This is a genomic window from Phycisphaerales bacterium (assembly GCA_035627955.1).
GTDB lineage: Bacteria > Planctomycetota > Phycisphaerae > Phycisphaerales > UBA1924 > JAEYTB01.
The window spans coordinates 193,923-219,934 of sequence record DASPKU010000021.1 but is presented as its reverse complement, the minus strand read 5'-3'; the positions used below and the strand labels follow the sequence as shown (position 1 = coordinate 219,934).

The 26,012-nt window shown below is 69.3% G+C and carries 24 protein-coding genes; 12 read left to right on the top strand and 12 right to left on the bottom strand.

From position 1 onward, the window contains the following. Nucleotides 1-50 precede the first annotated feature (50 nt). On the top strand, nt 51-1,775 hold the full coding sequence (locus tag VD997_17385; GenBank protein HYE63769.1) for an iron ABC transporter permease: 1,725 nt from the start codon (nt 51-53) through the stop codon (nt 1,773-1,775). Between the two features lie 41 nt (nt 1,776-1,816). Here the strand turns inward: VD997_17385 and VD997_17380 are convergent, their stop codons facing one another. Further along, entirely contained in the window at nt 1,817-2,800 is a 984-nt protein-coding gene (locus VD997_17380; GenBank protein HYE63768.1) for a metallophosphoesterase, read from the bottom strand. Nucleotides 2,801-3,041: 241 nt separating this feature from the next. Here VD997_17380 and VD997_17375 point away from each other — a divergent pair, with 241 nt between their 5' ends. Beyond that, on the top strand, nt 3,042-3,266 hold the full coding sequence (locus tag VD997_17375) for a hypothetical protein (GenBank protein HYE63767.1): 225 nt from the start codon (nt 3,042-3,044) through the stop codon (nt 3,264-3,266). A 390-nt stretch (nt 3,267-3,656) separates the two neighbouring features. Here the strand turns inward: VD997_17375 and VD997_17370 are convergent, their stop codons facing one another. Together VD997_17370 and VD997_17365 are read right to left on the bottom strand one after the other, a co-directional pair. After that, entirely contained in the window at nt 3,657-4,580 is a 924-nt protein-coding gene (locus tag VD997_17370; GenBank protein HYE63766.1) for a hypothetical protein, read from the bottom strand. A gap of 94 nt (nt 4,581-4,674) precedes the next feature. Next, nucleotides 4,675-4,905, bottom strand: a complete 231-nt coding sequence (locus tag VD997_17365) for a hypothetical protein (protein HYE63765.1) — start codon at nt 4,903-4,905, stop codon at nt 4,675-4,677. 134 nt (nt 4,906-5,039) lie between these two features. Between VD997_17365 and VD997_17360 the strand changes: the two genes are divergently transcribed. Next, a complete protein-coding gene (locus tag VD997_17360; protein ID HYE63764.1) occupies nt 5,040-5,288 on the top strand; it encodes a hypothetical protein in 249 nt (82 codons plus the stop codon). 17 nt (nt 5,289-5,305) lie between these two features. On the opposite strand, the gene ribB is transcribed toward VD997_17360, so the two are convergent. Genes ribB through VD997_17345 form a run of 3 tightly spaced genes read right to left on the bottom strand, consistent with a single transcriptional unit; the run spans nt 5,306 to nt 7,153 of the window. After that, the gene (ribB, locus tag VD997_17355; GenBank protein ID HYE63763.1) at nt 5,306-6,514 is read right to left on the bottom strand and encodes a 3,4-dihydroxy-2-butanone-4-phosphate synthase; all 1,209 of its coding nucleotides are present in this window, start codon (nt 6,512-6,514) and stop codon (nt 5,306-5,308) included. Between the two features lie 16 nt (nt 6,515-6,530). Continuing rightward, a complete protein-coding gene (locus VD997_17350; protein ID HYE63762.1) occupies nt 6,531-6,854 on the bottom strand; it encodes a type II toxin-antitoxin system RelE/ParE family toxin in 324 nt (107 codons plus the stop codon). Beyond that, nucleotides 6,851-7,153, bottom strand: a complete 303-nt coding sequence (locus tag VD997_17345) for a type II toxin-antitoxin system ParD family antitoxin (protein HYE63761.1) — start codon at nt 7,151-7,153, stop codon at nt 6,851-6,853. Before VD997_17345 ends, VD997_17350 begins: the two co-directional genes overlap by 4 nt. A 197-nt stretch (nt 7,154-7,350) precedes the next feature. On the opposite strand from VD997_17345, the gene VD997_17340 reads away from it, so the two are divergent. Next, complete coding sequence (locus tag VD997_17340) at nt 7,351-8,640, top strand: hypothetical protein (protein ID HYE63760.1); 1,290 nt, start codon at nt 7,351-7,353, stop codon at nt 8,638-8,640. Between the two features lie 60 nt (nt 8,641-8,700). Here the strand turns inward: VD997_17340 and VD997_17335 are convergent, their stop codons facing one another. Further along, nucleotides 8,701-9,768 carry a lysylphosphatidylglycerol synthase domain-containing protein gene (locus VD997_17335; GenBank protein HYE63759.1) on the bottom strand — a complete coding sequence of 356 codons (1,068 nt, stop codon included), beginning with the start codon at nt 9,766-9,768 and terminating at the stop codon, nt 8,701-8,703. Next, nucleotides 9,765-11,954: a hypothetical protein gene (locus VD997_17330; protein HYE63758.1), complete on the bottom strand. Its 2,190-nt coding sequence runs from the start codon at nt 11,952-11,954 to the stop codon at nt 9,765-9,767. The genes VD997_17335 and VD997_17330 overlap by 4 nt, the downstream gene beginning before the upstream one ends. Before the next feature lie 45 nt (nt 11,955-11,999). On the opposite strand from VD997_17330, the gene VD997_17325 reads away from it, so the two are divergent. Then, complete coding sequence (locus VD997_17325; protein ID HYE63757.1) at nt 12,000-12,488, top strand: Fur family transcriptional regulator; 489 nt, start codon at nt 12,000-12,002, stop codon at nt 12,486-12,488. On the opposite strand, the gene VD997_17320 is transcribed toward VD997_17325, so the two are convergent. The 3 genes from VD997_17320 to VD997_17310 are packed head-to-tail and all read right to left on the bottom strand — an operon-like array spanning nt 12,470 to nt 15,010. Next, nucleotides 12,470-13,198: a hypothetical protein gene (locus tag VD997_17320; protein HYE63756.1), complete on the bottom strand. Its 729-nt coding sequence runs from the start codon at nt 13,196-13,198 to the stop codon at nt 12,470-12,472. The genes VD997_17325 and VD997_17320 overlap by 19 nt on opposite strands. A gap of 9 nt (nt 13,199-13,207) precedes the next feature. Next, on the bottom strand, nt 13,208-13,663 hold the full coding sequence (locus tag VD997_17315) for an NUDIX domain-containing protein (GenBank protein ID HYE63755.1): 456 nt from the start codon (nt 13,661-13,663) through the stop codon (nt 13,208-13,210). A 39-nt stretch (nt 13,664-13,702) separates the two neighbouring features. Next, nucleotides 13,703-15,010: an anthranilate synthase component I family protein gene (locus VD997_17310; GenBank protein ID HYE63754.1), complete on the bottom strand. Its 1,308-nt coding sequence runs from the start codon at nt 15,008-15,010 to the stop codon at nt 13,703-13,705. Nucleotides 15,011-15,189: 179 nt separating this feature from the next. On the opposite strand from VD997_17310, the gene ppdK reads away from it, so the two are divergent. The 4 genes from ppdK (at nt 15,190) to VD997_17290 (ending at nt 21,119) form a co-directional block, all read left to right on the top strand. Further along, the gene (ppdK, locus tag VD997_17305) at nt 15,190-17,979 is read left to right on the top strand and encodes a pyruvate, phosphate dikinase (protein ID HYE63753.1); all 2,790 of its coding nucleotides are present in this window, start codon (nt 15,190-15,192) and stop codon (nt 17,977-17,979) included. A gap of 150 nt (nt 17,980-18,129) precedes the next feature. Then, nucleotides 18,130-19,905, top strand: coding sequence for a choice-of-anchor tandem repeat NxxGxxAF-containing protein (locus VD997_17300; GenBank protein HYE63752.1), 1,776 nt, complete (start codon nt 18,130-18,132; stop codon nt 19,903-19,905). Nucleotides 19,906-20,508: 603 nt separating this feature from the next. Then, nucleotides 20,509-20,733 carry a hypothetical protein gene (locus VD997_17295; GenBank protein HYE63751.1) on the top strand — a complete coding sequence of 75 codons (225 nt, stop codon included), beginning with the start codon at nt 20,509-20,511 and terminating at the stop codon, nt 20,731-20,733. Between the two features lie 59 nt (nt 20,734-20,792). After that, nucleotides 20,793-21,119 (top strand): hypothetical protein, encoded by a 327-nt coding sequence (locus VD997_17290; GenBank protein HYE63750.1) that lies wholly within the window; start codon nt 20,793-20,795, stop codon nt 21,117-21,119. Nucleotides 21,120-21,136: 17 nt separating this feature from the next. Here VD997_17290 and sugE read toward each other — a convergent pair whose 3' ends face one another. After that, on the bottom strand, nt 21,137-21,484 hold the full coding sequence (gene sugE, locus VD997_17285; protein ID HYE63749.1) for a quaternary ammonium compound efflux SMR transporter SugE: 348 nt from the start codon (nt 21,482-21,484) through the stop codon (nt 21,137-21,139). A gap of 262 nt (nt 21,485-21,746) precedes the next feature. On the opposite strand from sugE, the gene VD997_17280 reads away from it, so the two are divergent. From VD997_17280 to VD997_17270, 3 genes are all read left to right on the top strand, one after another. Then, nucleotides 21,747-22,793, top strand: a complete 1,047-nt coding sequence (locus VD997_17280) for a B12-binding domain-containing protein (GenBank protein HYE63748.1) — start codon at nt 21,747-21,749, stop codon at nt 22,791-22,793. A 9-nt stretch (nt 22,794-22,802) separates the two neighbouring features. Then, complete coding sequence (locus tag VD997_17275) at nt 22,803-23,345, top strand: biliverdin-producing heme oxygenase (protein HYE63747.1); 543 nt, start codon at nt 22,803-22,805, stop codon at nt 23,343-23,345. Between the two features lie 96 nt (nt 23,346-23,441). Beyond that, nucleotides 23,442-25,916, top strand: coding sequence for a VacB/RNase II family 3'-5' exoribonuclease (locus VD997_17270; protein HYE63746.1), 2,475 nt, complete (start codon nt 23,442-23,444; stop codon nt 25,914-25,916). Nucleotides 25,917-26,012: the final 96 nt, after the last annotated feature.

Below are 26,012 nucleotides of genomic sequence, written 5' to 3'. Positions count from 1 at the left end.
ACGGGTGCGCCGCAAACGGGCGTCGCTGACCGGGTACACTCTGCCCCCGCATGCCCCGCGCCTCGCGCAACTTCTGGCACTACACGCTCCTGATCGGGGCCCTGGCGCTGCTGGGCGTGTTTCTGGTCTACCCCATCCTGCTCACGCTGCGCGGGGCGTTCTACGCCGACCCGGCGACACACTCGGGCTTCACGTTCGACCACCTGCGGCTGCTGTTTGAGGACCCGCGGACGGTGCGGGGTCTGCTCAACTCGCTGCGCGTGGCCGCGGGCACGACGTTCCTCGCCATCCTGATCGCGCTGCCGCTGGCGGTGCTCTCCGCCACATGCCGCTTCCCGGGCAAGAGCTTCTTCAACGCCGCGGTGCTGGTGCCGCTGATCCTGCCGCCCTTCGTGGGCGCCATCGGCATGCGGGCGTTCCTCGGGCGCGAGGGCGCGATCAACGCGCTGCTGGGCACCGACATCGACGTGCTCGGCTCGGCGAAGATCTACGGCGTCATGCTGGTGCAGGCGCTGTCGCTTTACCCCATCATCTACCTCAACACCACGGCCGCGCTGGCGAACCTGGATCCTGCGCTGGGCGAGGCCGCGGAGAACCTGGGCGCGGGGCCGTGGCGGCGGTTCTTCCGCATCACGCTGCCGCTGGTGCGCCCGGGGCTGTTCGCGGGCGCGACGATCGTGTTCATCTGGAGCTTCACCGAGCTGGGCGCACCGCTGATGTTCGACTTCTACGAGGTCACGCCCGTGCAGATCTTCAATGGACTGCGCGAAGTGGAGAACTCGGCCAAGCCGTACGCGCTCACGGCCGTGATGCTCGCCGCGGCGGTGGGCATCTACCTGCTGGGCAAGGTGGTGTTCGGACGCAAGGGGTACGCGATGTACTCCAAGGCCTCGCGGGCCGCGGCCGAGAAGCCGCTGACGGGGGCGGCCGCGGTAGGCGCGATGCTCGCCTTCGGCCTGGTCAGCCTCATCGCCATCATGCCGCACATCGGCGTCGTGATCACCAGCTTCACCTCGCCAGGGCAGTGGTACGGCACGGTGCTGCCTACGGCGTTCACCGGGCACCACTTCCAGCAGGCGCTGACGTCGGCGGATGCGTTCCGTGCAATCCAGAACAGCCTGATGCTGGCCGCGGCGGCGATGCTGCTGGACATCACCCTGGGCATCGTGATCGCGTACATCATCGTGCGGACGGAGGTGAAGGGGCGGGCGCTGCTCGATGCCCTCTGCATGCTCCCGCTGGCGGTGCCTGGGCTGGTGATGGCCTTCGGGTACGTGGCCATGAGCCTCAACTGGCCCTTCGGTAAGGACGGCCCGCTGAGCGGGTTCGCGAGCATCTTCGCGGTCAACCCCAACCCGGTGCCATTCCTGATCGTGGCCTACGCGGTGCGGCGGTTGCCGTACATCGTGCGCTCGACGGTCGCCGGGCTGGAGCAGACCAGCGGCGAGCTCGAGGAGGCCGCAGTGAACCTGGGCGCGAGCCGCGTCACGGCCGTGCGTCGCGTCATCCTGCCGCTCATCCTCGCGAACCTGATCGCGGGCGGGCTGCTGGTGTTCAGCTTCTCGATGCTGGAGGTGAGCGACTCGCTGATCCTCGCCCAGCAGGCGCGGCATTACCCCGTGACCAAAGCGATCTGGGCGTTCACCGAGCGGCTGGGCGATGGGCCCTACATCGCGGCCGCTATGGGCGTGTGGGGAATGGCCCTGCTCACGGTGACGATCTTCGCGGCGAGCAGTCTGCTGGGGAAGAAGCTGGGGAGCATCTTCAGGGTTTGATCGATGAATAGGTCTTCGAGGTCTTCGACGACTTCTATGACCTAGCTCGGCGCCTTCCACCCGTACTTCACGTACTCGTGCGCGAAGGTGCCGTCGGGCCTGAGATCGATCACGCCGTAGCCCTCGTCGCACTCGGCCTGGCGGCCCTTCCACCAGCGGCCGCTTACCGCGCCGTCGCAGATGTAGGTGACGCCCGTGAACTCCACGCGGTCGAGCTGGTGGATGTGGCCGCTCACGCACAGCTTCACGCGCGGGTGCTGCAGGAAGAGCCTGCGGATTCGGTTGGCGTCGGCGTGCATCAGCCCGCCCGAGACGAACCAGTCGTCGGGCGCGTCCTTCTTCTTGGCGCCGTCGTTGTAGACGCACACGGAGAAGATCGGTATGTGCGAGAACACGGCCACTGGTGAGCCGCCCGCGTTGAGCTCCTGCTCGAGCCACTCGAACTGCTCATCATCAAGGCGGCCGACATACCCATCTCCCTTGGGCTGCACCGAATCAAGGAGCACCACCCGCCAGGCGCCGGCGTCGAAGCTGGTGTAGGTGCGGTCACGCCCGAACTGCTCGCACGCCCAGGCCTTGCCGTACCCCTTCTCCTCGCCGGTGCACTTGCTCTTCTTTTTGTTCCAGCCCCAGATGTCGTGGTTGCCGAGCACGTGCTGGGCGGGGATGGCGTTGTGCTCCTTGAGCTGCCTGGCCCACAGGTCCCAAAGCACCTTGCTGCGGTCGAAGCCCTGGTCGAAGGTGTCCATCACCTGGTCGCCGCCGGTGATGATCAGGTCGGGCCTGTGGGCGAGGGCGTTCACGTGACGCAGGCACGCGGCCATGCCCTCGTCCGCGCGCAGCTCCGGCTGAACGTGCATGTCCGTGAGGTGGGCGATGCGGAATGAACGCTGATCGCCTGGCACGCCCGCGCGGGCTGGGCGCGAGAGCACACCGGCCGCGGCGAGGGCACCGAAGCCCGCGGCCCTGACGACCTCACGGCGTGAGGGCTGTGCGGGTGCACCGGATGAAAAGTGGTCTCGCACGTGAATCTCCTGTTTCGCGCCCAGTTTACTTCGGATGCAGTGAGTGCTGGTGGCGCGTGCATGCTCCCGGGCTGATGCGGCGCGACGCGTGCGTGACGCCGGGTGACGCTCACGCCGTGGTAGAGCCCGCACCAACCAACCCAAGAGTCTTTTTACGGATCGTTCAATCCGTATTGCTCCGGCCCCACGACCATGGCCCGGCAGCGGTCACACGACACCCGCTGCATTCAGGAGCACACGTATGAACGAAGAGAACCGTGCCTTGGACATGAGCCGCCAGACAATCCCGCCGCCGCAGGGGGTGGAGCAGGCGCGCCTGCAGCGTTCGCGCGCAGGGCAGAAGGGGGGCGAGCGCTCCGCGCGACTGCAACAGCGCGACAGCTTCGGGCAGTTCGCGGGGCGCTCCACGCGGACGAGCATGGAGACCAAGCCAACCGTGCCGCAGCACAATGAGGGGCCGCACTAACAGGGCCGCAACGACGCTCCTCGGAAGGGGAGGATCAATGTCGTGCGCCGGGGTGTTCTCATCCCGGTGCGCCATGATGGAGCAGAGGAGAAGTGGGGAGAAGAGCCATGGCCGCACGCAGCGCCACGTAGGCGCGCGTACGGGCAGCGTCCACATCATTCAGAAGTTGTTCACTTGGCTCGCATAACCACGCGTCAGGGTGGGGGCGTTTCACCCCGTTCGGGGAAGTTGCAGATAGAAGAAAGGAAGCATCACCATGCCACGCGGCGACAAGTCAAAGTACTCCGGTAAGCAGCAGAGACAGGCCGAGCACATCGAAGAGGGTTACGAGGATCGCGGCGTCGGTGAGGACGAGGCGGAACGCCGCGCCTGGGCCACGGTAAACAAGATTTATGGCGGTGGGAACCGCGGCGGTTCGGGTGAGGGCGATGAGTCGGGCAGCGGCCGCCGTTCGTCCTCGCGCGGCTCGTCGCGCTCGGGTTCGCGGTCGCGGTCGGGTTCAGGGGCGCGGTCTGGGTCGCGGACGCGCTCGGGCTCAAGCTCCAGCGGCGGCTCTCGCTCTGGTTCGCGGTCGGCTTCGGGGTCGGGCAGTTCGCGTTCCAGCGGTTCCCGGTCTGGTTCGAGCAGCTCCCGGTCGAGCGGGTCCAGCTCCCGCTCTGGCACATCGCTGTCTTCTTCCCGCGGCAGCTCGCGCACTTCGGGCTCGCGCTCGGGCAGCGGTGGCGGGGGCAGCAGCTCGCGTTCCGGCGGTCGAAGCAGCAGCTCCCGCTCGGGTTCTCGCTCTGGCTCCCGCTCTGGTTCTCGCTCCGGGTCTCGCTCTGGCTCCAGCGCTGGGTCACGCTCGAGCTCGCGCGGCTCGTCCCGGTCCAGCTCCTCGCGCGGCACGTCTGCCCGCAGCGGCCGCTCCTCGAGCAGCAGCAGCTCCTCCCGTGGCGGCGCCCGCAGCAGCAGCTCCCGCAGCGGCGGTCGGTCGGGCTCGCGCTCCAGCGGCGGGTCCTCGCGCTCGCGCGGGCGCGGCACCAGCAGCGGCACGCGGAACACCAGCGCCCGCAGCGGGCGCGGCTCGGGCTCCTTGTCGCGCAGCAGCAGCTCGCGGACTGGTTCCCGGTCGCGGTCCGGAGGCCGTAGCGGTGGGTCCAGCAGCAGCAGCTCCCGCGGGCGCGGACGGCGCAGCTCGGTGAGGAACACGTCTGAACGCAGCGGCCGCAGCAGCGGCGGATCGCGCAGCAGCTCTTCCCGAAGCCGGTCCTCGTCGCGTTCGGGCGGGCGGCGGTCCTCGCGCAGCCGTTCACGCAGCAAGGACTGACCCGGCATCCTGGTGAACTTCCGCGCTGGCGCTCACGGCAGTGAGCGCCGGCGTTTCTGCGCGCATGCGTAGTTCGTCGAGGTCCGCTGGGTCTTCTTGCGGCTACTGCTTGTCGGCCGGGGGCAGCTGAACCTCTTCGATGATCGTGCGGCGCAGGATCACCGGCCCCTGCGGCGTCTGGCGCGTCTCTTCTTCGATGGTCTGCTTCGTGACTGACTTCTTCGGGTCCACGTCGGACTTGATGCCCTGCACGATGTGGCCGAAGAACTCGCCCAGGCTGCGCATGAGCGGCTTGTCCGGTTCGCGCTCTGGTTCCGGGCGGGGGTCCTTCATTGGCGTAACGGTACACCGGGTGACGCAACCGCACCATCTGACCGGCTTTAGCCACCGCTCACCGGGCCCCCAGACGGGCACGCCAGCTTAGTTGCGGCGGGCAATGGTGCCCGCTCCATGGATGGAGTTTGACCATGAGAACGACTCTTCTGCTGATCCTCGCCGGTGCGTTCATCGCCCCGATTGGTTGCCGCCGCACCACGGTCGTCGAGCGGCCCGTGGTCACCGAGCGGTCCACCGTCATCGAGCGTGAACGGCCCACGACCGTGATCGAGCGGCCCACGGTGATCGAGCGCCGGCCCACGGTGATCCACGATCACACCCCGGAAACCACGGTCATCGACCGCCGCCCCGGCAGCACCACGGTGATCGAGCGCCGCTAAGCGGCTCTCTCCCAGGCCTATCGCGCGGGCACGTGCACGGGCACGCGCTCGGTGATCTCCAGGCCGAAGGCCTCCAGGCCGGGCAGCTCGGTGTTGCTGTTGGTCAGCAGCCGCAGCCTGCTGAGGCCCAGGTTCCGCAGGATCTGCCCGCCCACCCCGTACTCGCGCAGGAGATGGGGGTGGGCGGTGGACCCTGACGGCCCGGAGAACGTGGGCACGTTCGGGTCTCCCGGTCGTGCCAGCGATTGCAGGATCGCCTCGACCGACCCCGCCTCATCGGCGGGGTTGTTCGTGCGCAGGTAGACGATCGCGCCGTGCCCCTCAGCCTGGATCGCTTGCATGGATGCCCGCAGCGTGTCGCCGCTGGGCACGTCCCCGCCTTCCAGGTCCCCGAAGACATCGCCGAGCAGGTGGCGGCGGTGCATGCGGACGAGCGTGGGCTTGTCGCTGCGCGGGGCCGCGTTGGTGCCGGGCGCGGGCTTCCCCACGCCCCCGCACGTCAGCACCAGGTGCGGCAGCGGGTCGACGACGCTTTGGAACAGCAGCGTGTTGAAGGTGCCGTACGCGGTCTTGAGCGGCCGTCCCTCGAAGGGCTGCACACGGCGCACCAGCGACTCGCGCTCCAGCCGCCACTCGATGATCTGTGCCACCGAGCACATCTTCAGGTTGTGCTTCTGGCAGAACTGCGCGAGATCGGGCACTCGGGCCATCTCGCCGTCGGGCTTCATGATCTCGATGATCACGGCCGCGGGGTAGAGGCCCGCGAGCCGGCAGAGGTCCAGCGAACCCTCGGTCTGCCCGGTGCGCACCAGCACGCCCCCGTCGCGCGAGCGCAGCGGGTTGATGTGGCCCGGCCGCACGAAGTCCTCCGCGTCGTACCGCGGGTCGATCGCCATCAGGATGCACTTGGCCCGCTCCTTGGCGGACACCCCCGTCGTGCCGCCGTGCTTGGGGTGCAGGTCGATCGACACAGTAAACGGCGTGCCCCGCACCGTGGTGTTCACCGCGGACTGCGGGTGGAGGTTGAGGCGGTCGCAGTCTGCCTCGGTGAGCGAGAGGCACATGTACCCCAGGGCGTTCTGGAGCATGAACGTGATCGCCTCGGGCGTGACGAACTGGGCGGGGATGATGAGGTCCCCCTCGTTCTCACGGTTCTCGTCGTCGGTGAGGACGACCATGCGGCCGGCCTTGAGCTCTTCGAGGATTTCGGGGATGGGGGAGAACATGGTGATGCCTTGGTGATCAGGACCGCTTCTTCGCCGAACGCTTTGGAAGCTCCAGCAACGTAGGCAGGTCCTGCGCCCCATGAACGATTCGGACTACCTCGATGGGTGTCGTCGGGTGATAGAGAATCAGGTAATCAAACACATGCCAACTTCGCAGTTCCCGCTTCGGCGAGAGGTCAGGTCGCTCACGCCCGATGCGCGGGTTCTCGCCCAGCCTCCAGAGTGCCGCTTCCATTTTCGTGAGAACGATGAAGGCCGCGTCTGTCGTCTGGGCCGCTAAGTGGTCAGCGATGCCAAACACGTCCTGCTCTGCCGAGGGCGTCAGGATGAACGGCTTCATCCTGCCCGCCTGCGGCCGGTCTGCTTTTTCGCCTGCTTCAGGATGCGCTCTCTCGCCTTGCGGAAAACCGTTGGTCCATCGATGAGTTTGCCTTCGCGTGCCTCCTTAAGGCCGATCTCTACCTCTCGCTTCAGGTCTTCAAGGCTTGCAATCGATTGACGCTCCCGATACTCAAGGAGCCGCAAGGCTTCGCGAATGACCTCACTGGTGGACTGGTACCGCCCTGATGCAACCAATCCGTCGACAAACTCCTGTAGTTTGGGCGTAAGGGATACATTCGCCGTCGTTCGCTTGGCCATGGATGCATGGTACGGGAGTGGCACAATGTGTCAACGCAGCTGCCCCCCTCCCTCGCCTGCGGCTGCATGCTCCGCATTCGGGCCCCGTTCTGGGACTCAGAATGCTCCCTGCGGCGCTCCTATTTGCCCTTGCGGCAGCGGCCCGCTTCGGGGACACTGGCGCGGCCCCTCGTGGGGAACCCCTGGGAGCTAGAGCCATGAAGACCGCTGCCCGCGTTTCTGTTGCTGTCGCCGCGCTGCTGCTCGCCGCGGGGGCCTTCGCTCAATCCTCGATCACCGAGATCCCCGTCCTGCCCGGCTACACCCAGAGCACGGCCTTCGGCGTGAGCGCCGACGGCAGCATGGTCGTTGGCATCAGCGCCCCGGGCACCAACCCCGAGCTCGTCTCCAACCCTGTCCCGATGATCTGGACCCTTGCGGGCGGCTCCCAGCTTCTGCCGGGCAGCAGCACGCAGCCGAACCCCAGCGGGTACTGCTACGCCGTGAGCGGCGACGGATCGAAGGTCGCGGGGCGGCTGGGCCCGGCCAACATCTACCGCTGGACCACCGCGGGCATCGAGAGCCTGCCGACGGTGCCCGGGACGACCATGTCGATTGCCCTGGGCATCAGCCGCGACGGGAACTCCATCGTGGGCCACTCGCTCAACTCGCCCACCAAGCCGTACATCTGGACACCCGCGGGCGGAACGGTGGTGCTGGGCGGCGGTGACACCGGCGGCACGGCCCGGGCCGTGAACGCCGACGGCACGGTGGTCGCCGGCGGCCTGCTGATCAACTTCCAGACCTTCGCGACGCGCTGGGTCGACAACGTCTCGCACGCGTTCGAGCTGAACGGCGCGTCGTACGCCGTGAGCGGCGACGGCCTGACGATCGTCGGGCACATCACGCCCCCGGGCGGCCTTGGGCGGGCGACGCGCTGGGTCTTCAGCGACCTCACTGCGAGCCCCCCCGTCGCAACGAACCTCGGCACCGTGCCCGGCCCTTCGCCCGAGACGCGGCGCTCTCTCGCGCAGGGGGTCACCGATGACGGCCAAACGGTCGTTGGCTTCGCACTCCGCTACGTCGAGGGCGGCACCCCCACCACCTACCCCCGCGCGGCCTTCATCTGGACCGAGAGTACCGGCATGGTCGAACTCGGCACACACCTCGCCGGCCTTGGCGTCAACATGACTGGCTGGGAGCTGCGGGAGGCCAAGGCCATCAGCCCCGACGGCCAGTTCATCGTGGGCACCGGCATCCACAACGGCCAGGTGCGCGGCTTCCTCGCCCGCATTGCGACCGGTGGGGGCAACTGCGGCACTTCTGACTTCAACGGGGACGGGGACTTCGGCACCGACCAGGACATCGAAGCGTTCTTTGCCTGTATCGGCGGGCACTGCTGCGACACCTGCTGGCCCGCGGGCTCGGACTTCAACGGCGACGGCGACGCGGCCACCGACCAGGACATCGAGGCATTCTTCCATGTTCTGGGCGGCGGCACGTGCTAAAGAGCCGATCGCGCAGGCGATCGGATTGATCCACGATTCCCCGTTGGTCCAACTCCGCGCTTACGCGCGATCACTCGCGTGATCGCTCTCGATCGCTTGCGCGATCGGCTCCTTTGCCTGCGCCCCTGCGTCGCCCCGCACCAGGAACCGGTCCGGTCGCAGGTACAGCAGCCCTGCCGAGCCGCACACCACGTACACCGCCATCTCCGACAGCGTGACCGTCAGGGCCATCACCGTCATCGTGTCCTGCGTGATCCCGAACAGCGCGAGCTGTGAGGTGATCCACTCGCGGATGCCCAGGCTCCCCGCGGGGCTGAACACCGAGACCAGGAAGTACGCCCCTGACACGATCAACGCCCCCTCGAATCCGAGCTCAAGCCCCAGCAGCCGTGCAGCGACCATGAACCGCAGCGCCTGCACCAGCAGGTCCGCCACCCGCAGCAGCACGCCCGCGCCGAAGGCCCACGGGTGCGCCAGCATCGTCATCCCCGCGTGCAGGTTCTGGAATGCCCGCGAGTGCATGAACCGCGTGAGGAGCTTGGAGCGGAAGCGCGCGGAGATCGCCCGCAGGCGCACGAGCCCGCGCTCCCCCGCGAACGCCCGGGCCAGCAGCAGCGTGGTGGTGTACGTGAACGCCAACCCTCCGAAGAGCGCCAGCAGGAACCACGCGTCGAAGGCCTTCCGCCACATCCCCGCCGCGACCACCGGGATCAGCGCGCACATCATCGTGACCGACACCGCCCCGATCCACGCCCCGATGGTGAAGATGGGGACGTGGTTGCGGCGGTTGTGCACGATAAACCGCAGCAGCGCCCCCAGCTTCGCCGGCGCGTAGTTGCTCAGGGCCGCGCCCGCGTTGGTCGCCTGGATGTCCCAGAACGGCACCCGCTTCACGGGGTAGATGGCCGTCCAGAACGTCACCGCATTGAGGAACAGCGTGGTCAGGGAGAGCGCGATGATCGACACGAGCAGGTCCGCGGGCGCGTTCCGCAGCCGCTCGATGTGCTCGGCGTTCTCGGGCTTGAGGGCCGTGCGGATGCACCACGCCAACAGGGCGAGCCCGATGCAGAACAGCAGCACCTGCACCAGCAGGCGCGTGCCGCGGCGCGGCGGCTGAGGAGCCGTCATGGCCTGGGCCCCCCGCCGCTACCGGGCGCCGCATCCGCCGGCGCGACGAGGTACATCCCGCTGCTCTCCCACCGCTGCGGCGGCAGCAGCGGCATCGAGTGCTCCTGCATCCATTGCGTGACCCGCGCGGCCGTCACCCCCGGCGGGTTCCAGCCCGACTTTTCCAGCCGCGCGATCTCGGAGAGGTTCACCAGCACCACATCAACGCCGAGTGAGCGGAACACGCGGTTCCACTCGCTGACCTCCACGCCCGACAGCGGCGAGGTGTCGTACGTGGTCTGGTAGATGACGGGTCTCGTGAAGTACAAGGGGGTCGCATCGCCCAGCAGGTACACGCGGGTCCCCGGCTTCAGGGCGAGGTTGACGAAGAGCTCCGGCGGGCAGCGTTCCAGCACGCCGGCCACCTCCTGGGACGGCAGCCCGTCAAAGAACTCGCCGGTACGCACCCCCACGCCGTTGGCGAGCCCCACATTCGGCTGCCCGCCGCGCTCGGCGAGGAAGGTGTTCACCGTGAACACGAGTTGGATGACCAGCGGCACCGCGCTGATCAGGAGCCGCGCCCGCGGGTGCGAAGTGATGGTCGTCAGCCCCGCCGCCGCGAGGACCGCTGCGGGCACCAGCAGCGGCAGCAGGAACCGTGACTGCAGGTGCGTCGTGAACAGCCACAGCACGACCTGCAGCACCAAGCCCGCGCCCAGCAGCGCGAGCGGGAACGGCAGCAGTTCGCGCCACACGGGGCGCGGCCGCTTCAGCAGCAGCCCCGCCCCCAGCAGCGCGAAGGGAAACAGGAACCCCCACTGCCCGTGCATCATCCCCCGGTGCGCATTGGGCGCGCCCGCGGCCGCCCCAGGGTCAGGCGCCACCAGCAGCCGCACACGCTCCAAGAGCGAACCATCAAACCGGTGCGCCGCCATGTACCGCGCGACCTGCTCCCCGGTCCAGTGCCCTGTGCCGCCGAGCTCGTTGGGGAACAGCGACGCCGCGAAAGGGAACACCGGGTTCCCGCACGCGATCGCGTTGCGAGCAAGCCATGGCCCCAGCACCGCCAGCCCCACGACGCATCCTGCGCCGATCATCGCCGGCCATTCCCGCACCCGGGCCAGCGCCAGCAGCATCACTCCCACCGGCACACCCACGAACAGCAGCCCCGTCGGCTTCACCGACGCCGCCACACCCACCAGCAGCCCGCACATGACGCCGCGGCGCCACGCCGGCAGCCCCGTCTCACAGGCCGCGAGCAGCCCCGCGGCGAGCATCGCGAGCATCGTCATCTCGTTGTACGCCATGCTCCCCGTCACCACCGTCCATGGCGTCAGGATCGCCAACCCGAACGCGACCGGCCCCGCCGCCGCCCCCGCGAGCCGGCGCGACAGGCGCGCCGTCAACCACGCCGCGACCAACGCGAACCCGGCGTGCAGCAGCTGGCAGGCGATGAGCCGGTAGCCCTCGCCCTCCACCAGCACCGGCAGCTGCCCGATCGACTGCCGCCCACCCGACGTCGCCGCACCCAGGTGGAGGTACGCGGCCTCCATATAGCTCGGCAGGAAAGAGTACACGTTGTGCTCAAAGGGCCGCAGTCGCCCGCCAAACAGCCACTCCTGCGGCAGCTGCAGGTGGTATTCCAGCACGTCGTACCCGCCGAACTCGCTGGCCCAGTGGATGCCCGGCGGCGCGCACGCCGCGACCAGCAGCACCGCGATCCCGATCGCGCTCAGCAGACCCAGGGGTGAGACCCGCGGCTCCCACCCGCCGCCGCGGAGCGAGCGGTGCGTCTGCTGCAGCGCTAAGGCCGCGCCGATCAGGATGGTGCCGAGCCCGGCCCAACGGCCAACCTGCCCCGACAGCAGCCCCGCCCAGCCCATGAGGTGCGACAGCGTCAGCATCAGCCCAAGGCCGACGCCTACCTGCAACGCGAACTCGTCCGTCGCGCCGCGCCACAGCGGCCGCAGCAGCCGACCGAAGCCCACGCCCGCCGCGAGGTACGCCACCGCCGGCACCAGCGAGTACACCAGCCGCTCCAGCAGCACCAGCGGCGCGTACGCCCCCAGCCCGCTCCCCGGGATGCACAGCACGCACGCGCTCGCCAGCAGCACGACCATCGCGAAGACCACCAGCGCACGGCGCGTCCGCTGGCCCGCAGGCGTGGAATCCCCGGGATTCGCAGGGTTCACCAGACTCGTTCGCAAGTAGGCCTCACGGGTGCAGGTACGACGGGTGCGTAGGATACGACGATGTCGGCCTCTTCACAGCCCGGGCACGCGATCGAGGCGCCCTTGGAGGTCTTCGAGCCCCTCTGCTCGGTCTTCCGCAAGAAGCTCAAGGCCGAGGGCCTCAAGTACACCCCCGAGCGGGCGCAGGTGCTCGACACCGTTCTGTCGTTTGACGGCCTGTTCGAGGCCGACCGCGTGCTCGAGACGGTCCGCAAGTCGGGCTTCCGCGTCAGCAAGGCCACCGTCTACCGCACCATCAAGCTGCTGCAGGAGGCGGGCATCATCCAGCGGGCCCTCTTCGATGAGGAGCAGACGCACTATCAGGTCATCTACGGCAAGCGGGCCAACGACTCCATCATCCGCATGGACACCGGGCAGACCATCGAGATCGACGTGCCCGAGCTCGCAGCCCTGCGCGACCGCATCTGCCGGGAGCGCGGCCTTGACCCCAAGGGCCACCGCCTGACCATCTTCGCCGTCAAGCCCGACGGTCAGGCCTCGGGCGCGTAGATCTTCGCGAACATCATGACGCGCCCGTAGACCGCGTCGAGGTCCTCGGCCCGCACGGTCCGGCGGATGGTGAGCGACGCCCACCCGTCCGACACGCACCACTGCTCGTCCGTGGGCTGCGCCTCCCCCAGCATGCTCTCGTAGTACGGCAGCGAGAGCTTCATGCTCGCTTCCCCCTCACGCCCATCGGCGGCCTGCCACTCCTTGTTGATCCGCTCGTACATCGTCGCCAGGTTCGCGGCCTTCTTGAACACGCCGCGACGCCGCAGCAGCCGCAGCGGCATGGCCGCTGGGCTCACATCCACCGCGAACTCGGCCATCTTGAACGTCTGCGACCCCTTGCCGCGGCCGATGGTGTACTGGTACTCCGCGAAGTGCGCCGGGCGGTCCCCGATCGTGCCCAGGGCGGATAGCACGGCCTTGAAGGAGTGGTGCTCGCTCTGGGACAGGTAGTGCAGCGCCTGCGCGGGCGACTCATCGGCGGTGTTCGGCACGAAGCCGCGTTGCGTGAGCGCCTCGTTGAGCGCCTTGCGGCGCTGGCTGTCGTACCAGGCGGCCATCCCCAGCTGCGTCACGAACCCGGCCATGACCACGCCCGCCGTCCACAGCTTCCGCTCGTTGCGCTGCAGCTTCAGGGAGGAGATGAAGATGATCGCCCCCACCACCGCAACCCACAGCAGCACCGACAGAATGACGCCTGACTTCGCCATGCCCGCACTCTACACCAGCTGCCACTTCGCGGCCTCGTGACCCGCGACGATGACGGTCTTCACCTCACGACAGGCCGCCCGCTGGCCCGGCCAGAGGAAGGCCCGGTCGACTTCGCTGTAGTTGCGCCAGCGGTGCTCATGGTGCTCAGCGTTGAGCGTGGGCTGCCAGAGCCGCCCTACCTCGGCCGCGAATCGCCCGCTGACCTTCACTGTGTTTGGCGGGATGAAGTAGGGACTGACCTCCTGAAGCGCCCAGAACCCCAGCATCTCGGCGCGGGTCAGGCCCGTTTCTTCGCTCAGCTCGCGCAGCGCCGCCTCCAGCGCGGTTTCGCCCTCGCGCACGTGGCCCATCACCGGGTGCCACGTCGCTTCCATCGGCGCCTCCGTCCGCAGCAGCTGGAGAAACTGGACGCAAGGCTCGCGCCGGAAGACGTAGACGTCCACAAGGTCGGATTGGACGAGCATGCGCACAGCCTAACAACCGACAAGGGGGACTGGGCGTCGTCAGGCGTGTCCGTGCGCCACACGCCTCAGGATGCCCGCCTTATCAAGCGTCTCCTGCCACTCCGCCGCGGGGTCGCTGTCGATGACGATGCCCGCGCCCGCGTGGTACGTCAGCTCGCCGCCGCGGATCACCGCCGTGCGGATGGCGATGTTGAAGGCCGCGTGCCCGCTGCGGGAGACGTACCCGATGGATCCGCAGTAGAACCCGCGGGGCGAGTCCTCCAGCTCGTCGATGATTTGCATCGCACGGATCTTGGGGCACCCCGTCACCGAGCCGCCGGGGAACGTGGCCGCGAGGGCGTCGGCGATGGTCAGCCCGGGCCGCAGCGTGCCCGACACTGTCGAGGTGGTCTGCACCAGCGTGTTGTGCCGCTCGAAGTTCCGCGCGGACTCGACCGTCACCGACCCCAGCTCGCTCACCCTCCCGATGTCGTTGCGCATCAGGTCGGTGATCATGTTGAGCTCGGCCCGGTCCTTCTCGCTGGTCTCCAGCTCGCCAGCGCGCGTGGCCGGGCGAGTCCCCTTCATCGGGCGCGTGGTCAGCCGTCGCGTTGCGGGGTCGTACGACAGGAACAACTCGGGCGAGGCCGACGCCACCGCCCCCTCGCCCGTCTCCACGTACGCCCCGTACCACGGCCGCGCTTCCTTCACCAGCGCCACAAAGAACGCGCGCCCCGAACCACTGAACCGCGCCGAAGTGCGGTGCGCCAGGTTCACCTGGTACACGTCCCCGGCACGGATGTACTCCAGCACGCGGTCCACCCCTGCCGCGTACGCCGCCGCGGTCACGCGGAGCTCTGGGTTCCCGTTGATCATGAACTCACCCACGGGTCCCTTCGCGAGCGCCGGCGGCTCCCCCAGCGCCCACCAGCGGCCCCTCGCGTGATCAAAGATGACCGCATCGGCGCACTCGCACGCGAAGCAGGTCGGTGCGCCCCTGTGCCGCGAAGCCCCCACGGCCGGTTCCAGCACCCGCCCAAGGTCGTACGAGAGCGCCACGATGACCCCCCCGCGGAACTTGGGGACCTCTGCATCGGGGATGCCCTTCCATAGCGACGAAGACGTCGTCATGGCACCCGAGGAAGGACACAACCACCTGTCAAGGAACGACTTAGCCTCCGCCGCAGTGCCGGGTGTCGCCGTCTCGCTCCGGCTCGGGCGGGCCAGCACCGTCCACCGGGCGTGTGGCCCCGCGCTTCCCCCCGACCACAGCACCGCCAGCGGCTCCCGCTCGGGCCAGCGGGTCAGCACCGCCTCCGGCGCGAGCGGCAGGTCCAGCGGCCTGAGATGGTCAGAATCCCCGGGCACGGGGTGACTCTAGTGGCCTCAGGGTCGGGCGCAGCAGGCCCTGCGGTCGAAAGGGCAACGGGGCCAACCTAGACTTTGGGCCTGTCATTTCCGCGGGACTTTGGGCCGAGCAGACCCCGAAACGGGCGGCCTCTCCCGCGTGTCCGCGAGCCGCACTCACCCACTCGGAAAGGTCGCCGATGCCCAAGTCGTCCCCGAAGGTCCGGACCCCCATGGCCCCGGTTCAGCATGGCCCCGCCAGCAAGGACAGCAAGAAGGTCCTCAAGAAAGTCGCCCGCAAGCCCGACGCCTCCGCGGCCCCCGGCTCCGGCCCCAACATGCGGGCCAAGCCCGGCAAGATGGTCTACTACTTCGGCAAGACCCGCACCGAGGGCGCCGCCGACATGAAGCTGCTGCTGGGCGGCAAGGGCGCCAACCTCGCCGATATGACCTCCATCGGCCTGCCCGTCCCCCCCGGCTTCACCATCACCACCGACACCTGCGCCGCCTACTACCGCAATGGCCAGCGCCTGCCCCACGGCCTCATGAACGAGGTGCACCGCAACATCGCCATGCTCGAGAAGGAGCTGGGCAAGCGCTTCAACGACAACACCAACCCGCTGCTGGTCTCCGTCCGCTCGGGGGCCGCGGTGTCCATGCCCGGCATGATGGACACCATCCTCAACCTGGGCCTGACCGACGCCTCCGTGGTGGGCCTGGCCAACGCTACGGGCAACGCCCGCTTTGCCTACGACGCCTACCGCCGCCTCATCAACATGTTCGGCGACGTCGTGATGGGCGTCGACCACCACAAGTTCGAGGACGCCTTCAACAAGATCAAGGTCAAGTACGGGGCCAAGCTCGACACCGACGTGCCCGAGCAGGGCATGATCGAGCTGTGCGAGGAGTACAAGAAGGTCTACCAGCGCTCCGTGGGCGAGGTCTTCCCGCAGAACACCAGCAAGCAGCTGGAGCTCGCCATCGAGGCGGTGTTCAAGAGCTGGAACGGCGACCGCGCCATCAGCTACCGCCGCATCGCCAACGTCGGCAACCTGAACGGCACCGCCGTGAACGTGCAGTCGATGGTGTACGGCAACATGGGCGACGACTCGGGCACGGGCGTCGCCTTCACCCGCAACAACGCCACCGGCGAGAACACCTTTTACGGCGAGTACCTCGTCAACGCCCAGGGCGAGGACGTGGTCGCCGGCATCCGCACGCCGCTGCCCGTCGAGCAGATGGCCAAGTGGAACAAGAAGGTCTACCAGCAGCTCCTCGACATCAAGAACAAGCTCGAGAAGCACTACAAGGACATGCAGGACATCGAGTTCACCATCGAGCGCGGCACGCTCTACATGCTGCAGACCCGCACCGGCAAGCGCAACGGCTTCGCCGCCGTGCGCATCGCCTGCGACATGGTGAAGGAGCGGCTGATCGACGAGAAGACCGCCCTGCTCCGCATCCCCGCCCAGGACCTCACGCAGCTGCTGCTGCCGTCCTTTGACCCCGCCGCCAAGAAGCGGGTCGAGATCCTCACCCGCGGCATCCCCGCCTCGCCCGGCGCCACCTTCGGCAAGCTCGCCTTCACCGCCGCCGAGGCCGTGGAGCGGGCGGGCAAGGGCGAGAAGGTCCTGCTCGTCCGCAAGGAGACGAGCCCCGAGGACGTCGAGGGCATGCACTCGGCCGCGGGCATCCTGACCTCCACCGGCGGGCGCACCAGCCACGCGGCGGTGGTCGCGTGCGGCTGGGGCAAGTGCTGCGTCGTGGGCGCGGGCGAGCTCGAGATCGACAGCGAGAAGGGCACGCTCACCGTCAAGGGCAAGAAGTTCGGGCGCGACGATGTGCTCTCGATCGACGGCTCCACCGGCGAGGTGATGTCGGGCCAGGTGCCCAGCATCGAGCCCAAGATGTCGGGCGACTTCGCCCAGGTGATGAAGTGGTCCGACAAGTACCGCAAGCTCGGCATCCGCACCAACGCCGACACCCCCGAGGACGCCCAGCGGGCCCGCGACTTCGGCGCCGAGGGCATTGGCCTCACCCGCACCGAGCACATGTTCTTCGAGGGCGACCGCATCAAGGCGATGCGCGAGATGATCCTCGCCGAGACCAAGGAAGCCCGCGTCAAGGCCCTGGACAAGCTCCTGCCCTACCAGCGCGACGACTTCATGGGCATCTTCAAGGCCATGAAGGGCTGCCCCGTCACCATCCGCCTCATCGACCCGCCGCTGCACGAGTTCGTGCCGCACGAGGAGAAGCAGCAGGCCGAGCTCGCCAAGAGCCTGGGCCTCACGCTCGAGAAGGTGAAGAGCCGCGTCGCCAGCCTGCACGAGGCCAACCCCATGCTGGGCCACCGCGGCTGCCGCCTCTGCGTCACTTATCCCGAGATCCTTGAGATGCAGGTGCGGGCCATCACCGAGGCCATGATCGACTGCCTCCGCAGCAACATCAAGGCCATGCCCGAGATCATGATCCCCCTCGCGGGCACCCGCAAGGAGCTGGCGGTGATGCGCCAGGAGGTCGAGGCCACCATCGCGAAGGTGAAGGAGGAGCAGGACTTCAAGCCGCGCCTCGACATCAAGATCGGCACGATGATCGAGGTGCCCCGCGCCGCCGTCACCGCCGATGAGATCGCCGAGAAGGCCGACTTCTTCTCCTTCGGCACCAACGACCTCACACAGATGACCTTCGGCTTCTCCCGCGACGACATCGGCACCTTCCTGCCCGACTACCTCGAGCGCGAGATCCTGCCCGCCGACCCCTTCCAGACCCTCGACACCGGCGGCGTGGGCCAGCTCATCGACATGGGCGTCAAGAAGGGGCGGGCCAAGAAGCCCGATCTCAAGGTCGGCATCTGCGGCGAGCACGGCGGGGACCCTAAGTCCATCTACTTCTGCCACAAGGTCGGCATGGACTACGTGTCCTGCTCGCCCTTCCGCGTGCCGATCGCGCGCCTCGCGGCGGCCCAGGCGGCGCTGATGGAAGACAAGTAAGCAGCCCCCAATGACCAGCACCCAAAGCCCAGGGATCACGATCCCTGGGCTTTTTCACGCGCCGCACCCGATGCCCCTTTCCCGGCGACTCCCGATATGTATGCTGGCGCTGCACGCCATCCGACAAGGGGAGAGCAGGTGACGCACTCAATGACCAACACACTGGCCGCGGCACTCGGCGTCCTCGCCTCGGCCGGCGTCGCCGCCGCGCAGCCCGTGTTCGAGATCATCCATGTCGCGGGCCAGCAGGCGTCGGGCCTGCCCGCGGGGTGCAACTACGTCTTCCCTGCGATCCCGGGCCTTGACTCCGGGGGCAATGCGATGTTCTTCACGGCGCTCGGCGGCACCGGGGTCACCACCGAGAACAACCGCGCCATCTTCGGCCGCGGTGTCGGCCTCGCCCCCAATCTCCTCGTGCGCATGGGCGACGCCATCCCCGCGCTCCCCGGCGTGCGCTGGGGCGAGATCAACAACGGCCACACCGAGGCGCTGGGCGGCGGCGCCGGCGGCCGACTCGCCGTGCTCTCCTACCTCGTGGGCGATGGCGTGACCGCCGCCAACGGCTCGGCCCTCTTCCTGGGCCTCCCTGAGAACCTCGCGGTGGTTGCCCGCGCCGGAGCACAGGCTCCCGGCGCACCCGCGGGCGCCCTCTACGGCGACCTGCCGCCGTCGATCGTCAACGGCGTCTACACCGTGCGGCACCGCAACGGCCGGATCGTCTTCGAGTGCCCGCTGGTTGGGAGCGTCCCCAGCGGCACCCGCGCGGTGTTCGCGGGCACGCCCGGCGCGATCTCCCTCGTCGCCCGACGCGCCGCGCAGGCCCCCGGCGCCCCCGTGGGCGTGAACTACTCGACCTTCGCGGGGCCCGTCACCAACGCGGCGGGCTTCGTCGCCTTCAGCGCCGTCCTCAGCGGCACGGGCGTCACCATCGCCAACGACGGGGCCATCTTCGCCGGCACGCCGGGCTCGGTCGTCATGATCGCCCGCGAGGGCAACGCCGCGCCCCCCGCCCCCGGCATGGCCGGGCTCACCACCAGCGGCATCGGCGGCTTCTGGATCAACGACGCGGGCACGCTCACCTTCACCGCCACCCTCGCGGGCCCGGGCATCACCACCGAGAACGACTCCGCCGCGTTCATCATCCCCGGCGGCGGCGGCACGCCCACCGTCATCCGGGAGGGCGACGCCGCGCCCGGGCTCCCCGGCCTCACCCACGGCACCATCTCCGTCGTGATCCCCAGCGGCGGCGGCCGCGTCCTCATGACCAGCCAGCTCGCCGGCCCCGGCGTCACCACCACGAACAACCGCGCCATCTGGGTGGGCACGCCCGGCAACTTCTCGCTGGTCATGCGCTCGGGCGACCCCGCGCCCGGCCTGCCCGGCGTGTCGCCCACCGCCTTCCTCGACGTCTGCCTCAGCCCCGCCGGACACATCGCGTTTCTGACCACGCTCACCGGCACGGGCGTCACGTCCACCAACAACACCGCCCTGTGGGGCCGCACCAGCGCCGGCCAGGTCACGCTCCTCGCCCGCAAGGGAGTGCCCTTCGAGTTCGCCCCCGGCCAGACGATCACCCCCGACGCCATCCTCCTCAACAGCCTCACCGGCGGCGAGGACGGCAAACCCGCGGCCGTCAACGACGACAACCAGGTCGCGTTCCTGCTCTACGTCAGCCCCACTGCCGCTGCCGTGGGCGTGCTGGCCCATGTCGATGCCGTGCCGCCCCCGCCCTGCGGCACCGCCGACTTCAACGGCGACGGCGACACCGGCACCGACCAGGACATCGAGGCCTTCTTCGCCTGCATCGGCGGCCACTGCTGCCCCACCTGCTTCGAGGGCGGCAGCGACTTCAACGCCGACGGCGACGCCGCCACGGACCAGGACATCGAGGCCTTCTTCAGGGTCTTGGGCGGTCACGCCTGCTGAGCCGCGGGGCGCGTGCGCCACACGCTCCCGGTCCGCGGCCGGGTGCCGCTGATCGCCGGCGCCGCGGCCATCAGCGCCGTGCGCACCCCGCTCCCCGCCCGTGCCATCTTCCTCACCCCGCAGGGGTGGCCGCCAGTAGCCGGGGGTGAAGCGACGAGTCCGCGAGGAGCGCCACCCCCGGAGCGCCGCGCCATGTCCGCCTGGACCCCGGAGGGGTCGCCGCCGCGCCCGGCCTCCTCTGCGCGCCCCGTCGTCGCGCAACCGAGAGGGCCTCAAGGCCGGCCCTCTCGGGCTCTCCCTGGCCACTCCGTGCGCACAACGGTCGCCGATCGCGCAGAGGTCTTGTCTTCAGCGGGGAGCCGCACGAGGGACGGCAGCCCCCTTGGCACCAGCGGACACGCGGCGGCGCAGAGCATGCGCAAGACACGAAGGCAAAGTAGACAAGGCCTTGGCTCCGGTTGGGCACTCGGGGAGAGGTGCGGCAGAGCCGCGCACCCCTCCCCAGTGCCCAAAGTCCCGGGGGCGATGCCGTCAAAGGTGCGCACGGGTGCCGCACGTGTGATAGACGTGCCACCAACTTCCGGCTCAGCGGAAGTTGGTGCGGTGCGCACCCTGCCCACCCCTCGCGCCCTGCTCGGCGGGGCGTCGGTCGCCGCGGCGACGGGCGGCAGCCCCCTCTGCACCAGCGGGACGGAGTTGGCCAAAGCGGGCGCGGGATCCGCAACCGCGGCGGCGGCGCCCGCGCCCGTGTTCACGGCGGCGCAACGGCTGTTCGCCGTGGCGCAGAGTCAGTCCGCGGCGGCCTGGAGCAAGGGCGGCGCGTCGTGAAAAGGGCCCGGCGCGGTGTAGAACATGGGCGGCGCGGTGTGGAACATGAGCGGCGCCATGTGCAACAGGTCTGCGCCGCGCAGAACATGCCCCACGTTGCCCTGAACATGCTCTCCGTCGGGTTGAACATGCTGGGCGCCCCCGCGAACACGTTCGAGGCCGCGCTCAACACGGTCCACGCCACGTTGAACATGTGCGAGACCGCGTTCAACGTGTTGCGCACTGCGGCGAACCTGTTCTGCGCCGCGTTGAACGCCGTGGGCGCCGCGTTCAACAAGTTCTGCGGCGCGTTGAAGGCCTTCTGCGCCGCGTTGACGGAAGTTTGCACCACCAGGAGCGGGTTGTACGCGGCGATCCCGCCCATGGCGGGGCCGCCGCCACCCTGACAGACGCCGGGCAGGTGCTACGGCGTCCCCGCCGCCGTCGGCGCCGTCAGCTTCAACCCCACGATCGCCACCCCCATCAGCACCAGGAAGAACACGCGCCCAAGCGTCGCCGGCTCGTGCAGGATGAGCATGCCCAGCACCGCCGTGCCCGCGGCCCCGATGCCGACCCACACGGCGTAGGCGGTGCCGATGGGGAGCGTGCGGGCGGCCAGCGACAGCAGGTACATGCTCACGATGATGGCGGCGATGGTGGCGACGCTGGGCCACAGGCGGGTGAAGCCGTGGGTGTACTTGAGGCCGATCGCCCACGCGACCTCCAGCAGCCCGGCAATGACGAGGATGATCCACGCGGTGGTCGGGTTCATGGCGGGGCCATGCTACGCGCCCGCCTTCCCGCGCCGCGCCGAAGAGGTCTCTCGCGGAGGTCGCGGGGGCGCGGAGGGGAAGAGACAAAGGCCCGTTCGTTCCCTTGCCCGCCTGAGCCCGCGCACCGCAACCGTTCTCATGATTCCCCTCCCCGTCCGCGCCCCCGCGTCCTCCGCGAGAGGCCTGCCTTGAGTGCCCCGGGGGCCCGCCTCCCCCGTGAGGGGCTCTTTCTTGCGGCGCGCGGGGGGGTACTGTTGGATCGTGCCCGAGTTCCACCCGCTGGAGCGAGACGCCGACGAGATCAGCCGCGCCGCGGTGGAGCGGCTGTACACCCTGCGCCCGCAGCTGGTGGAGTTCTACGGGCCCAAGGGCAAGGCCAGGTGCGTGGAGGACATGGCCCACCACGTGAGGCACCTGGCGATCGCCCTGTGGGCGGGGGAGCCGGAGCTCTTCGCCGACTACGCGGCGTGGGCCACCCGCGTCATGACCGCCTACGGGGTGGAGACCACCCACATCCGCGCGTCCCTGGAGGCCCTCAACGAGATCGTGCGCACCCGCCTGGACGAGCTGGACGCCGACGCCGCGGGGGCGTGCATCGGCGCGGCCATCGCGCTCGGCCCCGGCGAGGAGCCCGCCTGCGAGATCACCGACGCCGGCCCCCACGCCAGGCTGGCGCGCGAGTACCTCGACGCCCTGCTCATCGGCAGCCGGGAGTCCGCCGCGAGCAAGCTCAAGGCCGCCGTGGCGCAGGGCGTGCCGCTGCTGGAGGTCTACGTGCACGTCCTGCTGCCGGTGCAGCGGGAGGTGGGCCGCCTGTGGCAGAAGCGGGCCATCACGGTGGCGCAGGAGCACTTCTGCACCCACACCACCCAGCAGCTGATGTCGCACCTGGCGATCGACCTCCTGTACGTGGCCCGCCCCACGCTGGACCTCCGCGCCATCGTTTTCTGCCCCGGCGGCGAGCGGCACAGCCTGGGCTGCAGCGCCTTCGCCGACCTGCTGGAGGCCCGCGGGTGGAGCGTCCGCTGCCTGGGGGCCGACACCCCTGTGCGCACCGTCGCCGAGGAGGCCGCGGCCTTCCGCCCGCACCTGCTCGCCCTGTCGGTCTGCACCGTGTACGGCGTGCGCGCGGCGACCGAGGCCGTGGAATCCTGCCGTGGGCTGTTGCCCAGGCTCCGCGTCATCGCCGGCGGTCGCATGATCACCGGCTACCCCGGCCTGGCCGGCCGCCTTGGCGCCGATATGAGCGCCGCCGACCTTGCCGAGGGGCTCGAGCTCGTGCAGGAGCAGGTCCGCCCCTTTCAGTGAGCCACGCCCATGACTGTCTTCGAGGTGCTCAGAGAAGAGACCCGCGCCCACCACACCGCGGCCGAGTCCGCGGCGGGGCTGCCGGCGGCCCGCGCCGAGCTCATCCGCCAGCTGCGGGCCTTCCGCGCCTTCTACGCGGCGTGGGAGCCCTGGGCCGTCACCGCCGCCCCCGCGGGGGTGGCGTGGAGTGGGGCCTGGCGGGTTGAGGCCCTGGACGCGGACCTTGCCGCGCTGGACGCCCCCGTTCCGCGCGAGACGACGCCCGCGCCGACCTTCTCTGACAACCCCGCGGTGATCGGGTCGCTGTACGTCGTCGAGGGCTCCGCCCTTGGCGGGCAGGTCATCGCGGCGCACCTGGAGCGTGTGCTGGGCGTGAAGGGTGGCGGGGCCACGTTCTTCCGGGGTGCGGGGGCGCAGACCATGCCCCGCTGGCGGGCGTTCAAAGAGAGCGCCGCCCCGCTGGTCCCGCCGGATGGGCACGCCGCCGCCGTCGCCGGCGCGCGGGCCACCTTCGACGCCATCGGCGCGGCCCTGCGGGCGCACTGGGCCTGACCCACAACGTCTTAGCACGCGTTCATCACCCGCTGGCCGGTTCCACTACTCTTGTGGTGCCGGGGCGGCCGCCCGCCCCCTTTGAAGGGATTGCACTTGTCCTTACTGCGTTACCAGCGTCGCCTGCTCGATCACCTGCGCCACGACGACTACACCCCCCGCCGCATCGGCGACCTCGCCGGCGACCTCAATATCCCCACTGAGGAGATGGACGCCTTCACCGCCGCCGTCAAGAGCATGGCCCAGGAGGGCCAGGTCGAGATCGCCCAGACCGGCATGGTCTCGCTGCCCAGCGTGGCCACCCGCTCGCAGCAGGCGGGCGGCTTCATCACCGGCAAGTTTCGCAAGAACGCCCGCGGCTTCGGCTTCGTGGAGCCCGACACCGCCGTGCGCGAGGGCTCGGTGTTCATCCCCCCCGACGAGACCGGCGACGCCCTCACGGGCGACACCGTGAAGATCAAGGTTTTCCGCGACCGCTCCGGCGCACCCGGCAGCGGGTTCAGCGGCTCCATCGTCGAGGTCGTCAACCGCAAGCACACCTCCTACACCGGCACCCTCACGAAGCGCGGCGGGCAGTGGCTGGTGCAGCCCGACGGGCGGCAGATCAGCCAGCCCATCGTCGTCCGCGACGCCGAGAGCAAGAACGCCAAGGAGGGCGACAAGGTCGTGCTCGAGCTCACGGCGTTCCCCGAGGGGGACATGCTGGGCGAGGGCGTCATCACGCGGGTGCTGGGCGACGCGGGGCGGCCCGACGTGGAGACACAGGCGGTCATCGCCGCGTACGACCTGCCCGGCGAGTTCCCCGAGGAGTGCATCCAGCAGGCCCGCGAGGCGGCGCTGGAGTTCGAGCGGCAGATCAATGAGTGGAAGGAGAAGGGCTCCTCGGCGCTGAAGAACCGCGAGGACCTGACCGGCGAGTTCATCCTGACCATCGACCCCCCCGACGCCAAGGACTACGACGACGCCATCAGCATCAAGCGCACCGACGAGTTCGACGGGGGCGGCTGGGAGCTGGGCGTGCACATTGCCGACGTCGCCCACTTCATCCCCCGCGGCTCGCCGCTGGATGTCGAGGCCGCGGACCGGGCGAACTCCTGCTACCTGCCGCGCCTGGTGATCCCCATGCTCCCGGAGATCCTCAGCAACGGGATCCACTCGCTGCAGGAGGGCGTGCCGCGGTTCTGCAAGACGGCGTGGATCAAGTACGACTCCCGCGGCAACGTGCGGGGCGAGCGGGTCGCCAACACCCTCATCAAGTCGGCCAAGCGCCTGACGTACCTGGAGGCCCAGGCCCTCATCGACGGGGACTTCAACGAGGCGAGGAAGCATGCCAAGACCCCGCCCAAGTACACCGACCAGCTCCTCGAGGCCCTCAAGGAGATGAACACTCTCGCCAAAACCATCCAGTCGCGGCGCGACCGCCAGGGCATGATCGTGCTCGACCTGCCCGAGGTGGAGCTGATCTACGACCAGAACGGGCACGTGATCGACGCCGAGCGTGAGGACGACGCCTTCACGCACAAGCTCATCGAGATGTTCATGGTGGAGGCCAACGAGGTACTGGCCCGCCTCTTTGAGAACCTCGAGGTCCCGCTGCTGCGGCGCATCCACCCCGACCCCGTGCCCGGGGACGTGGACTCCATGCGCAAGGTGGCGATGGTGGCGGGCTTCCGCATCCCCAAGAACCCCACGCGCGAGGAGCTGCAGGGGCTGCTCAAGGCCACGCACGGCACCCCCGCGGCCCGGGCCGTGCACATCGCCGTGCTGCGGACGCTGTCCAAGGCCGAGTACAGCCCCGCGCTGATCGGCCACTTCGCCCTGGCCAGCGAGGCCTACGCCCACTTCACCAGCCCTATCCGCCGCTACGCCGACCTCACCGTCCACCGTGCCCTGGCCGAGTACCTCCGCCGCACCGACAACGGCAAGCAGCGCCCGCGCAGTGAGAAGGAGGCCCGCGAGCTGGGGCGTGACATGCGGGACAGCCACCAGTGCCCCGACGAGGGGGAGCTGGTCGAGGTCGGCCGGCACGCCAGCCAGCGAGAGGTCAACGCCGAGTCCGCCGAGCGCGAGCTGCGCAACTTCCTGGTGCTCCAGCTCCTGGAGAAGCACATCGGCGAGTCCTTCGCGGGCGTCGTGACCAACGTCAACCCCCGCGGCATCTTCGTGCAGATCGAGAAGTACCTCGCCGACGGCTTCGTCAAGTCCGAGGACCTGCCCGGCGACGTCACCCGCGAGAACCTCACGCCCATCTGGAAGATCGACCAGAAGTCCGGCGCCCTCACCGATATCCGCTCGGGCCGCTCCTTCAACTTCGGTGACCTGGTGACCGTGAAGGTCGCCAAGGTCGACCTCGCCAAGCGGCAGATGGAGCTCGTCGTTGACGACGCCGAGAAGCGGGCGGCGGGCAAGGCCAAGAAGCCGCAGCTCTCCCGACTCGACGGGGGAGCCCCCGCCGGGGGCATGGGTCGGGGCCAGGGGGCTGGTTTCAAGGACATGACCGGTGGCCAGCGGCGCGACAAGCGCAGCAAGGACCGGGACCGCAACAAGAAGCACCACCGCCGCGACAAGTGACAGCCCCTCAACGCCTTACCAGGGGATTCCTCGCCACATTGCCTTGCACTCCCGGGCATGTGGGATTAGTTTCCTCTCATCCCCGCGGGCGGGTGG